Genomic DNA, 11711 nt, shown 5'->3' on the forward strand with positions numbered 1-11711 from the left:
GCTCGCGCCGCGGGTGGGTGCCGAAACCAGAAACATATAAAAAACAAGGGGAAGTTTGGCATGAAGGCGCATGAATACGTCGGCTATGACGGAATTGGTCTCGCTCAACTGATCGCCAGGGGGCAGGTGCAGGTCTCCGATGTCGCCCGGGCAGCGCGCGCCGCGATCCGGGACACCAACCCCGCGGTCAACGCCGTTGTTGAAGATTGGTACGATGAGGTATCGTCGACGGCGGACAGGGCATCGCCGCTTTATGGCGTTCCGTTCCTGATCAAGGATCTTGCCATCACCATGGCGGGCAGGAAGAACGAACTCGGCAGCAAGCTGGCCGAGGGCATGGTTGCGGAGGCGGACAGCACCCTCATGACGCGTTTCAGGGATGCGGGACTGGTTACGCTCGGCCGCACGACAACGCCCGAATTCGCGATCAGCACCACGACCGAGGCCCGCTCGGTGGGGCCGAGCCGCAATCCCTGGAATACGGACTACAATTGCGGCGGATCGAGCGGGGGAGCGGGCGCGGCGGTGGCTGCCGGTATGGTCCCGCTGGCCCACGCCACGGATGGGGGCGGTTCGATCCGCGTTCCGGCGGCTGTCAACGGTGTGTTCGGCCTGAAGCCTACCCGCGGTCGGGTCTCCAACGGCCCCGCGCTCGATGAGGTCTGGAGCGGGCTGGTCTCGCAGCTTGGCGTCAGCCGCACCGTGCGGGACAGCGCCGCCATGCTCGATATCGCCAGCACCCTCGCAGTCGGTGAGCCCTATTATACGGCACGCCCGCAGGAGGGCTTCCTCGCATCCGCCGGCCGGGACCCCGGGCCGTTGAAGATCGGGCTGATGATCGATCCGCCCAACGGCGCCAGGACCGGGCCGGTCGTTGCCGCAGCCGTCAACGGGACGGCGAAGCTGCTGGAGGGGCTGGGACACGAGGTGGAGCCGGTCGGCTTCGACGCCGGCGTGAGCTGGGAAGCGTTCGTCCACGCCAACGCGCAGTTCTGGACGCTCAACACGGCCGCCTGGGTAGAGTACATTGCCGCGATCACGGGCCGTCCGATCGACGAGGCGTTTCTTGAGAAGGTCACCCTCGCCACCCATAAATACGGCATGGCGGTCAGCGGCATGGACGTGCTGGGCGCGCTGGCGACGCGTAACACCGTTGCCCGTGCGCTCGGCGGTTATTTCCGGAAGTACGATGTGCTGATGACGCCGACCATGCCGGAACTGCCCCTGAAGGTAGGCGAGTACAACACGGTTCAGGACGACGTGGACGGGCTCGGCTGGGTGAGCCACGTCTTCACGCAGTCGCCGTTCACGGCGCTCGCCAACCTCGCCGGTGTGCCGTCGATGTCCGTCCCGTCCGGTTTCGACACGGCGACCGGATTGCCCATCGGTGCGATGTTCAGTGCCCGCTTCGGCAATGACGGCACGCTTTTCAGCCTTGCGGGGCAGATCGAGCGGGCGGCGCCGTGGAGCGGGCGGGTGCCCCCTGTCTGGGCGGGGAAATAGCGCTCGACACAAATGGCATTGTCGCGGCCGTCGGCTGGGGTTATGCTCTCGCGTCGAAAGCCATCCGCACGCCGGCGAACTGGCGAGCTGCGGGGAGGCCTTGTTTCTCGGCCCGAAGTTCACGAAGCGATCCGTGCGCGCTCTCGCGCAGCCGGGATGGCGTGGACGGACTCAACTCACATCTCTGGGGCGTGTATGGCAAATACATCTTCGTCCGAGCCCTGGCGCGTAGGGGTTCTCTTCTCGCGCACGGGCCACCTGTCGAACATCGAGAACACCCAATACATGGGCACGATGGTTGCCATCCGTGAGATCAACGATGCCGGGGGCATCCATGGTCGGGAGCTTGTCGCGCAGAGTTACGATCCGGCTTCCGACAACAATCTGTTCCGCGACTATTCTCGCAGGATGCTCGTCGACGATGGACTGAGCACCATCTTCGGCTGTTATAGCTCTTCAAGCCGGCGGGCGATCCTGCCGATCGTCGAACGGTTCAACGGACTGCTCTGGTATCCGACGCCGCACGAGGGCTTCGAGTGTTCGCCCAACGTGATCTACACGGGCGCCTCGCCGAACCAGAACAGCGTGGCGCTGGCGAACTATCTTTCCGAGAATTACGGCAAACGGGTTTATTTCGTAGGGTCGGATTACGTCTTCCCGCGCGAATCCAACAGGATCATGCGTCACCTGCTGACAGTGCGCGGATGCGAGGTCGTCGGCGAGAGATATGTGCCCACCCGAGCCAAACGCCAGGATTTCCTTCCCGTCTTCAACGACGTCAAGCGGCTGCAGCCGGACGTGATTTTCTCGACCGTCATCGGCGATGCCACGTCGTTATTCTACCAGACCTACGCCCAATATGGCTTCTCGCCCAATCGCATGCCGATCTTCAGTCTGACCACCACCGAGTCGGAGAACAGGGCGATGGGAGCGGACGTGGCCGAAGGCCACTTCACCGTGGCATCCTATTTCCAGACCGTGGAAAGTGCGAGCAACGCGGAGTTCGTCCGGCGCAGCAAGCGCATGTACGGCAGCGATCTGGAAACCAACGTCTGTATGGAGGCGGCCTATTACCAGGTCCATCTCTTCAGGGCGGCGCTGGAACTGGCCGGTACCATGGATGCCGACATCCTGCGGCCGGCCGTGCAGGGCACCGAACTCTCCGCTCCTCAGGGGGTGGTCGGCATCCATTTGCGATGGGGACAGAGCAATGTCTGGTCTCGTGTCGGGCGCGCGTCCCGCAACGGGCAGTTCAAGATCGTCTCCCAGTCGCGCAATGCCGTGGAGACCGATCCTTTTCTGGTCCAGGTCACTCAGGCGTCGTAAATCATGAAGGGCAGCAAAGTACTTGAGCGGCTTTCACGCCTGAACATCCTGCTGGTGTCACAGCCCGACGAGCAGGGGCAGAGCCTGGCACGGGAACTCCAGCACACACGCGCTGCCGTCGAGCGGCGCTGGCCGTGCCCGGAAAAGGTCGGCGTGGATTGCGACATGGTTGTCTGCGACTTCTTCGCGGGTATCGAGCGCAGGTATCCATGGGTTCCCGGCGAAGCCACCGCTGCCATCGTGCTCCTGCTTCCGGTCAACGGAAGCACGGATCCCGACGCGATCCATGCGGCGCTGCCGGATGCGCTGCTGACGCGGCCGGTCATCCCGTCCGCCGTCGTCCCCGCTCTCTCGCTCGCCTGGGATCATTTCAGCTACCACCGCCGGCAAAGCACCCGCATCAATCAGCTCGACGAGAATATCCGCGTGCTGCGGGACGTGGAGCGCGCCAAGACAATTCTGATGGAGGAACGAAAAATAAGTGAAATCAGCGCGTTCGAGTCTCTCCGGAAAGAAGCGATGGAGAAACGGACAAAGATTTCCACAATCGCGAAATGGATCGTTGACAGCAGAGATCGCCGCGTGTGGCGTTACTACCACGTCATATAGTACGCTAGAAAAGCCTGCTCGACGTGCTGGTAAGAATGCCGGCCAAATTTATGGCAAAACCGCCTCACGATAGACCTTGATTGGTCTCGTGGGGTTTTTTCGTTCGCGCTTCTCGAAAATAAGGGGAACGGAGTAATGCGCAGGCGAGACTTTTTGAGGAATGCGGCGGCTGCGGCGGCTGGTTCCGCAAGCGGATTTCCGCATATCTGGAGCAAGGCGGGGGGTGCGTTCGCAGCAGGCGGCGATATCAGCGTAGGCGTTCTGTTTTCTCAGACAGGCGGGCTGTCGATCATCGAAAAGGCGCTCTCGGACGCGACCTTGATGGCGATCAGCGAGATCAACGCCAGCGGCGGCATCGGTGGAAGGCGGCTCAAGGCCATCGTGGAAGACGGGGCTTCCGACCCGAAAACTTACAACGAGAAGGTATCCAAGCTCGTCATTCAGGACCGGGTGCCCACGGTGTTCGGCTCCTACTCGTCGGCAAGCCGGAAAGCCGTGCTGCCCGTCGTAGAGAGGCGGCGCAACCTGTATTTCTACCCGACCTTTTACGAAGGCTATGAGTGCTCCAAAAACGTCGTCTACACCAACGCCGTGCCGAACCAGCAGCTTGCCAATTATATTCCCTGGATCGTGAACACGCTGGGCAGGAAAAAATTCTTCATCGTCGGGTCGAACTACATATATCCAAAAGAAATGGCCAAGGTCTGCAAGATACTCATCGAGCAGAACGGCGCCGAATGGGTGGCCGACGAGTATCTCGAACTCGGGCATTCCGAATGGGGTGCGATGGTCAAGAAGATCAAGGATTCCGGTTGCGACGTCGTGCTCTCGAACGTCGTCGGCGACTCGCTGGTCGCTTTCTACCGCGAGTTCAGGAATCAGGGCCTGACCCATGACAAGCTGCCCATCTGCGCGACGGTGACGTCGGAGATGGAGATCGCCGCCATGGGTGCGGAGTTCGCTGCCGGCAGCTACACCTCCTTTCCCTACTTTCAGGCGATCCAGACGGACGTCAACCAGGCGTTCATCGAGCGTTACCGCAAGTTCGTCAACAATCCCAAGGCAGTGACCCACGCCGCGCTCGCTTCCAGCTATTTCCAGGTCTTCCTGTGGAAGCAGGCGGTCGAGAAGGCGGGCGAGGCGTTGCCGGAGGCCGTTCTGGCGGTGATCGGCGGCCAAGGCAGTCGACGGCGTATCGATGATCATCGGCGACGGCGAACTGCGGATCCTGCTCGGGGCCAACGGCGCCGGCAAGACGACATTGATGGACTTGATCTCCGGCAAGACGAAATCCACCGCGGGACGGGTCTTTCTCTACGATCGGGAAATCACGAACCTTCAGGAATACGAGATCGCAAGGGCCGGCGTCGGCCGCAAGTTCCAGATACCGAGCGTTTTCCGGGACCTGACCGTCCGGGAGAACCTGTCGGTGGCGGCCATGCCCGCCCCCGATGTGAGGCGCAATCTCGGCATCCGGCAGCCTTCCGACCGGCGGCATGTGCTCGAGGAGATCATCGCGTTGACGGCGCTCGAGGACGTGCTCTCCACGCGCGCCGGTGACCTGTCGCATGGCCAGATGCAGTGGCTGGAACTCGGCATGCTGATCGCGCAGGGCGCCAAGATGATCCTGCTCGACGAGCCGACCGCCGGCATGACACAGGGCGAGACGCGCAAGACCTCCCAGATCATCAACCGCCTGAAGGGCCGGCATACCATCCTGGTGGTCGAGCATGACATGGCGTTCGTGCGCGAGATCGCCCAGAAGATCACCGTGATGCATCTGGGAAAGGTCCTGGCAGAAGGATCGATCGCCGAGATCGAGGCGAACCCGGACGTGCGGGCGGCGTATCTCGGCAGCGGGGGGATCCACTGATGCTTTCCCTTCACCGGATCGATAGCTATTACGGGCGCAGCCACACGCTTCACGGCGTCAGCCTCGCCGTCGAGCGGGGCGGCTTCCTCGCGGTGCTGGGCCGCAACAGCGTCGGCAAGACGACGCTCCTGAAATCCATCATGGGCCTGACGGATCGCGTCACGGGTTCGATCAGGATGGACGGCGCGGAGATCGTATCGTTCGAGACCCACCGGCGGGCGCGGGCCGGCATCGGCTACGTGCCGCAGGGGCGCGAGATCATTCCCGATTTCACCGTGCGGGAAAACATCATCATGGGTGGTTTTGCCGGCGCCGCGCCGGGCAATCGCCCCCCGCCGCTCGTGTCGGAACTCTTCCCCTATATCGTCGAGAATCTCGACCGCAAGGGCGTGTTCCTTTCGGGCGGCCAGCAGCAGCAGCTTGCGATTTCGCGGGCGCTCGCGGCCAATCCCCGTCTGTTGCTGCTCGACGAGCCCACGGAGGGCATCCAGCCCAATATCGTCGAGCAGATCGAAAACGCCATCATCACGCTCAATCGGAAGTTCGGCATCACGACCGTTCTCGTGGACCAGAACATCCAGTTCGCGCGCCGTGCGGCCAGGACCTTCGCCATCCTGGAAAAGGGGCAGGTCGTCGCGCAGGGCCCGATCCACCAGCTCACGGACGAGCTCGTCCACCGGCACATGGCCATTTGACGAGCCGTCAGCGGAGACCCGCGTTCATAAGGAGGAGAACATGATTCACGGGGATATCACCAGCAACAAGGACACGGTCGGCACCGCTGTCATCAACTATCCCATGCCGCGCCTGCATGACCGGGCCGGCGTCCTGAAGAACTGCCGGAAGATCGCGGACATCGTCCGCAACACCAAGCAGGGGTTGCCCGGCCTCGACCTCATCATCTTCCCGGAATATTCGACGCACGGGATCATGTACGACCAGAAGGAGATGATGGAGACGGCTTCCGTCATCCCCGGCGAGGAAACGGAAATCTTCGCCCAGGCCTGCCGGGACGCGGGCGTATGGGGCGTGTTCTCGTTGACCGGCGAGCGGCACGAGCAGCATCCCGACAAGGCTCCCTACAACACGCTCATCCTGATGAACGATAAAGGAGAGATCGTCCAGAAGTACCGCAAGATCATGCCGTGGGTGCCGATCGAAGGCTGGTATCCGGGCAACTGCACCTACGTCGCGGACGGGCCGAAGGGGCTCAAGATCTCGCTCATCATCTGCAATGACGGGGACTTCCCGGAAATCTGGCGCGATTGCGCCATGCGGGGCGCCGAGCTGATCATCCGCTGTCAGGGTTATATGTATCCGGCGCAGGAGCAGACGGTGCGCATGTCGGAGGCGATGGCCTGGGCCAACAACGCCTATGTCGCCGTCGCCAACGCCGCCGGCTATGATGGCGTCTACACCTACTTCGGCAATTCCGCGCTGATAGGGTTCGACGGCCGGACCCTCGGTCGCTACGGAGCAGAGGAGATGGGCATGCAGTTTGCCGCCCTGTCGGTCTCGCAGATCCGGAATGCGCGCCGCACCGCGACGTCCAGCAACCATCTCTACAAGCTCCTGCATCGCGGCTACACCGGGATGATCAATTCCGGCGACGGCGAGGAAGGGACGAACTACCTGCCCTTCGACTTCTATCGCAAGTGGGCCACCGATCCCGAAGGGACGAAGGAGATGGTGGAGGCGATCACGCGCCCCACGCCGGGCACCCAGGAAAACCCGATGGCCGGTATCCCGGACGAGCGCAGCGCTCACCGCTAGGCATGCATGGGGCGGCCGCGGCCGCCCCACCGTTCTCTTCGAAGCAGGTCGGACATGAGCAACGAACTCGACAACTATCGCATCGGCGATGAACCGTACTATCGCGCCTCCGGCAACGAGGTGCAGCTCTTCGAGGCCGCCTATGCGCTGCGCATGCCGGTCATGCTGAAAGGGCCGACGGGCAGCGGAAAGACACGTTTCGTAGAGCATATGGCCTGGCGGCTCGGAAAGCCTCTGGTCACCGTCGCCTGTCATGAGGACATGACCGCTTCCGATCTGGTCGGGCGCTTCCTGCTGGACGGTCAAGGCACGGTCTGGGAGGACGGACCGCTGACGCGCGCCGTGCGGTACGGCGGCATCTGTTATCTCGACGAGATCGTCGAGGCGCGTCAGGACACGACCGTGGTCATCCACCCCCTGACCGACAACCGGCGCATCCTGCCGCTCGAGAAGAAAAACGAACTCGTCCGCGCGCATGCGGACTTCCAGCTCGTGATTTCCTACAACCCCGGCTACCAGAGCGTGATCAAGGACCTGAAGGAGTCGACCAAGCAGCGCTTCGCCGCGTTGGATTTCGACTATCCCGATCAGGCGGTCGAGGCCGAAATCCTTTTTCATGAAGCCGGCGTGGACGGCGGCGTGGCGAGCCAGTTGGTGAACATCGGCCGGAAGTCGCGGAATCTCCGTGGCCATGGCCTGGACGAGGGTGCCTCCACGCGGATGCTCGTGCAAGCGGGACGTCTGCATGCACGGGGCATTCCGCTCGCTGACGCCTGCGACATGGCGCTCACCATGCCGCTGACGGACGACCGCGACATACGCGACGCCCTGACCGCAACGATTGCAGCGGTGACGGGGTGATCATGCGCATCGTTCAGCCAGACTCCTTGGATGCAGCCGATTTTGCGCCGGGCCGTTCCGAAGAGGTGGTCGAGGATGTCGTCGACCGCCCGCGCCGCCTCTTGCGCGACACCGATTTTGCATCCTGGCGCCGACAGGTCACGGATATCGCGCCGCTGGGCGAGGTGGCCCTGCTGGATCTGGCGGATGCGTCGATGAGCTGTCTGGGCAAATTCGATGCCTCCGCCATGCTCAAGCTCGGGGAAACCTGCCTGCATGTCGGCGAACTGGCGGATGACGACATGGCAAGGACGATGCTGCGCGTGGCGAGGAGCGCCGTTCACCACGCGCCGTCCGGCGCCGTCTACGCGGAGTATCTCGACGCGCTGGTGACCGTCGCGCGGCAGATGCCGCTGGCCCTGCCAAGCCTTTTCGATCGGCAGGCGGACATCCTGCCGGTGCTCGACGCCCGGAAGCTGAAGCACTGGATCGGCGCGCGCCTTGCTATCTCGGCCTGGGACAAGGATGGCGGGCGGGCCTACTTCAGGCTCGAGTCCGGGGAGGCGAAGCGCCTTCTGTCCCAGATGAGCGGCAATGTCGCGTTCGATGACGTCGCGGTGAGCGTCGGAGCCTTTCTGAGGGCTTTGTGGGGCTTCCATCCCGTGATCGTTTCGGTCTCCGGGGAGACCATACCCCAAGGCGCACGCACTTCTTTTTCCGGATCGTTCGTCCGCGTCCCGGAGTTTTATCCCGGTACGAACGGCGAGGTTGCCGCGCGGCAGTTCCGCGGGGCGCTGGCGCACATCGCCGCGCACATGGTCCATGGCCGCGGCCCGGAGGTCGTGGGCAAGCTCAAGCCCGTGCAGGTGGCGCTGATCTCGCTGATCGAGGATGCGCGGGTGGAGAACCTCGCCGCCGAGGAACTGCCCGGACTCGGGAAGTTGTGGGCTGGTCTTCACACGGCCTTGCCGGGGGCGGCCGTCACGGTGGACAAGCTGTTGGCGCGGCTGTCGCGCGCCCTTGCCGATCCAGATTACATCGATGGCAATCCCTGGGTCGAAAAGGGGAGGCGGTTGTTTTTCGAGCAGCGCGGGAGTTGGGGGGAGGAGGGCTTCAGCCGTGCGCTCGGGGGCGCCCTGGGACACGACCTCGGCCAGATGCGCATTCCGTTCAATGCCAAGACCTATGTCGTGCAGCCCGGCTACCGCGACGACAATTCCGGCTTGTGGGAGCGCCGGCCCGAAGACGATTCCGGAGACTTGAGGGGCATGCTGTCGACCCGGCTGGGAGCGGCGCTGCGCCATTCCGGCGCGCGGCTGGCGCGCCAGCGCTCGGAGCGGCGCCTTGTGCTGGTCGTGACGGATGGCGAGCCGTCGGACATCGACGTCGCCGACGAGCGCTACCTCGTCGAGGATGCCCGCCAGGCGGTGCATGAGCTGAACCACGGCGGCATTGATGTCTTCGCGGCGGCGCTGGGGTCGCACGGCCGGTCCAGCCTGCCGCGCATGTTCTCGCGGCGCGGGTACATGGCGATCGACAGCATCGAGCAACTGCCGCTGCACCTGACCAAGATCTATCACCGACTCGCGGGCTGACCGTCGCTGAGCCACAGCTTGAAGAGGGAAGGAATGGCCACTCAACAGGAACTCAAGAAGGGTCCTCTGGACGGTATCACCGTTCTGGACTTCTCCCGCGTGCTCGCGGGGCCTTATTGCACGATGCTGCTTGCCGATCTCGGCGCACGCGTCATCAAGATCGAGAAGATCGGCACCGGCGACGACACCCGCGCCTTCGGCCCGTTCATGAACGGAGAGTCCGTGTATTTCTCCTGCTTCAACCGCGGCAAGGAGAGTATCGTTCTCGACATCAAGTCGCCGCGCGATCGCGACTTGCTGGAGAAGCTTCTCGACAAGTCGGATGTGCTTGTCGAGAACTTCCGGCCGGGCGTGATGGAGCGGCTGGGATACGGGCCGGCCCGACTTGCGCAAACCCATCCGCATCTGATCTACGCGTCGATTTCCGGATTCGGACATTCCGGGCCTTACAGCGACCTCCCGGGCTACGACATGGTCGTGCAGGCGATGGGGGGCATCATGAGCCTCACGGGCTGGCCCGACGGGCGTCCCGCGCGCGTGGGCACGAGCTTCGGCGATCTCGGCGCGGCGCTGTTCGCGACGGTGGGCATTCTTGCCGCCCTTTACCGCAGGACGCATGATGCGCAGGGTCGGCGCATCGACATCGGCATGCTCGACTGCCAGGCGGCCCTGATGGAAACGGCACTCGCCCGTTGCGACGTGGAGGGACGGGTGCCGACGCGCACCGGCGACAGCCACCCCTCGCTAGCGCCCTTCGAGAGCTTCGAGGCGCAGGACGGGCGGGTCGTGATCGCGGCCGGGAACGACGCCCTCTTCCTTCTGATGGCAGACGCCCTTTCCGTGCCGCAACTTGCCGCCGACGCCCGGTTCCTGAACAATGACCTGCGCTGTCGCAACCGGCCCGACATGATCGCGGCCGTCGAGGCGGTGACGAAGACGGCGCCGGTGGAACATTGGCTGGGCAGGCTCAACGAGGCCGGCGTGCCCTGCGCGCCGATCAACACGATCGACAGGCTGTTCGATCACCCGCAGCTTCTCGCCCGCAATATGATCGTCAACGTGAAGGGCGGCGGCAAGACGTTCCGCACCGCCGGAAATCCGATCAAGCTGGCGGGCCACATCGATTTCGAGCCGGCTAGGCCGCTTTCGGCACCGGCGCTGAACCAGCACCGTAGCGCCATTCTGAGGGAATTGCTGCCGGAAGGCGCTTCGACCGTCAACGACAGTGAATTTATGGGAGAGGAATGATCATGAGCGCAACAGCGGAAACGAAGGGCAAGGTACCGGCCGTGAGGAAGGCGAGCGAGCCGGCGCAGCCCGCAGGCGTCCTGATCGTCGAACAGCGCGAGAACGTCGCGCTCCTGACGCTGAACCGTCCTCGTCAACTCAATGCCCTGAACCGGGAGCTGGCGGCCGCGGTTCTGGAGGCGCTGCTGGCGTGCGACGCCAACCCGGACATCGGCGCGATCGTGATCACCGGCAACGCGCGCGCCTTTGCGGCCGGTGCCGACATCGAGGAGATGGCGGAGGAAACGTTCAGTCGCTTCTACCAGGACGACTTCCTCTCGCCATGGGATCGGGTCGCCGAAATCTCCAAGCCGATCATCGCCGCAGTCGCCGGCCATGCCCTCGGTGGCGGCTGCGAGCTTGCGCTGCTGTGCGATTTCATCATCGCTTCCGAGGACGCGCAGTTCGGTCAGCCGGAGATCAAGCTCGGGATCCTGCCCGGCATCGGCGGGACGCAGCGGCTGACCCGCAGCGTGGGCAAGGCGCTGGCCATGGATCTGGTGCTGACCGGCCGGACGATCCCGGCGGACGAGGCGCTGCGAGCCGGCCTGGTGTCGCGCGTCGTGCCGAAGGACCAGCTGTTGCAGACCGCGCTCGAGGCCGCTCACACCATCGCCGGTTTCAATCGTCCGGCCGTGAAGATGGCGAAGGCCGCCGTCAATCTGGCGCTGGAGACGTCGCTGGGCGCCGGTCTGCGTCATGAACGCCTTTTCTTCCAGGCCGCATTCGCGACCGAGGGGCAGAAGGAAGGCATGAACGCATTCGTGTCGAAGCGCGCGCCGGTGTTTCGCCACCGTTAGAGCGCTTTCCGATCTGATGGAATCATTTGATCGACAAGAATTCGCTTAAAATAGTTAAATCATTTCTCCGATTCAACGAAACGGAGAAATGATCTAAAAATGGAA

9 protein-coding genes and 2 pseudogenes are annotated in these 11711 nt (G+C 63.5%); all 11 read left to right on the forward strand.

The genetic code is table 11. The annotated features are described in order from the left end of the window. Positions 1-60: 60 nt before the first annotated feature. The 11 genes and pseudogenes from ACOYJQ_RS13850 to ACOYJQ_RS13900 all read left to right on the forward strand — a co-directional run bounded on the left by ACOYJQ_RS13850 (position 61) and on the right by ACOYJQ_RS13900 (position 11606). Positions 61-1503, forward strand: a complete 1443-nt coding sequence (locus tag ACOYJQ_RS13850; protein ID WP_433459189.1) for an amidase — start codon at positions 61-63, stop codon at positions 1501-1503. Positions 1504-1698: 195 nt separating this feature from the next. Beyond that, positions 1699-2829, forward strand: a complete 1131-nt coding sequence (locus tag ACOYJQ_RS13855; protein ID WP_433459190.1) for a transporter substrate-binding domain-containing protein — start codon at positions 1699-1701, stop codon at positions 2827-2829. A 3-nt stretch (positions 2830-2832) separates the two neighbouring features. Then, positions 2833-3438: an ANTAR domain-containing response regulator gene (locus tag ACOYJQ_RS13860; RefSeq protein WP_433459192.1), complete on the forward strand. Its 606-nt coding sequence runs from the start codon at positions 2833-2835 to the stop codon at positions 3436-3438. A gap of 135 nt (positions 3439-3573) precedes the next feature. Continuing rightward, positions 3574-4617 (forward strand): annotated as a pseudogene (locus ACOYJQ_RS13865) (transporter substrate-binding protein); the annotation flags it as partial. Next, positions 4616-5311 (forward strand): annotated as a pseudogene (locus tag ACOYJQ_RS13870) (ABC transporter ATP-binding protein); the annotation flags it as partial. The pseudogenes ACOYJQ_RS13865 and ACOYJQ_RS13870, both read left to right, overlap by 2 nt. Beyond that, complete coding sequence (locus ACOYJQ_RS13875; RefSeq protein WP_433459194.1) at positions 5311-6006, forward strand: ATP-binding cassette domain-containing protein; 696 nt, start codon at positions 5311-5313, stop codon at positions 6004-6006. The pseudogene ACOYJQ_RS13870 and the gene ACOYJQ_RS13875, both read left to right, overlap by 1 nt. A gap of 40 nt (positions 6007-6046) precedes the next feature. Next, entirely contained in the window at positions 6047-7084 is a 1038-nt protein-coding gene (locus ACOYJQ_RS13880) for an aliphatic amidase (RefSeq protein ID WP_433459195.1), read from the forward strand. Between the two features lie 54 nt (positions 7085-7138). Next, the gene (locus ACOYJQ_RS13885) at positions 7139-7945 is read left to right on the forward strand and encodes a CbbQ/NirQ/NorQ/GpvN family protein (protein ID WP_433459196.1); all 807 of its coding nucleotides are present in this window, start codon (positions 7139-7141) and stop codon (positions 7943-7945) included. Positions 7946-7947: 2 nt separating this feature from the next. Then, the gene (locus ACOYJQ_RS13890) at positions 7948-9519 is read left to right on the forward strand and encodes a hypothetical protein (protein ID WP_433459197.1); all 1572 of its coding nucleotides are present in this window, start codon (positions 7948-7950) and stop codon (positions 9517-9519) included. 33 nt (positions 9520-9552) lie between these two features. Continuing rightward, a complete protein-coding gene (locus ACOYJQ_RS13895) occupies positions 9553-10767 on the forward strand; it encodes a CaiB/BaiF CoA transferase family protein (RefSeq protein ID WP_433459198.1) in 1215 nt (404 codons plus the stop codon). Positions 10768-10769: 2 nt separating this feature from the next. Further along, a complete protein-coding gene (locus tag ACOYJQ_RS13900) occupies positions 10770-11606 on the forward strand; it encodes an enoyl-CoA hydratase-related protein (protein ID WP_433459370.1) in 837 nt (278 codons plus the stop codon). Positions 11607-11711: the final 105 nt, after the last annotated feature.

Origin of the sequence: Pseudochelatococcus sp. (genome assembly GCF_050946405.1) — a bacterium.
GTDB lineage: Bacteria > Pseudomonadota > Alphaproteobacteria > Rhizobiales > Beijerinckiaceae > Pseudochelatococcus.

What these genes read in the sequence shown, in the direction of transcription:
- ACOYJQ_RS13850 (WP_433459189.1), top strand. Translation starts at nt 61, where the DNA reads ATGAAGGCGCATGAATACGTCGGCTATGACGGAATTGGTCTCGCTCAA.
- ACOYJQ_RS13855 (WP_433459190.1), top strand. Translation starts at nt 1,699, where the DNA reads ATGGCAAATACATCTTCGTCCGAGCCCTGGCGCGTAGGGGTTCTCTTC.
- ACOYJQ_RS13860 (WP_433459192.1), top strand. Translation starts at nt 2,833, where the DNA reads ATGAAGGGCAGCAAAGTACTTGAGCGGCTTTCACGCCTGAACATCCTG.
- ACOYJQ_RS13875 (WP_433459194.1), top strand. Translation starts at nt 5,311, where the DNA reads ATGCTTTCCCTTCACCGGATCGATAGCTATTACGGGCGCAGCCACACG.
- ACOYJQ_RS13880 (WP_433459195.1), top strand. Translation starts at nt 6,047, where the DNA reads ATGATTCACGGGGATATCACCAGCAACAAGGACACGGTCGGCACCGCT.
- ACOYJQ_RS13885 (WP_433459196.1), top strand. Translation starts at nt 7,139, where the DNA reads ATGAGCAACGAACTCGACAACTATCGCATCGGCGATGAACCGTACTAT.
- ACOYJQ_RS13890 (WP_433459197.1), top strand. Translation starts at nt 7,948, where the DNA reads ATGCGCATCGTTCAGCCAGACTCCTTGGATGCAGCCGATTTTGCGCCG.
- ACOYJQ_RS13895 (WP_433459198.1), top strand. Translation starts at nt 9,553, where the DNA reads ATGGCCACTCAACAGGAACTCAAGAAGGGTCCTCTGGACGGTATCACC.
- ACOYJQ_RS13900 (WP_433459370.1), top strand. Translation starts at nt 10,770, where the DNA reads ATGAGCGCAACAGCGGAAACGAAGGGCAAGGTACCGGCCGTGAGGAAG.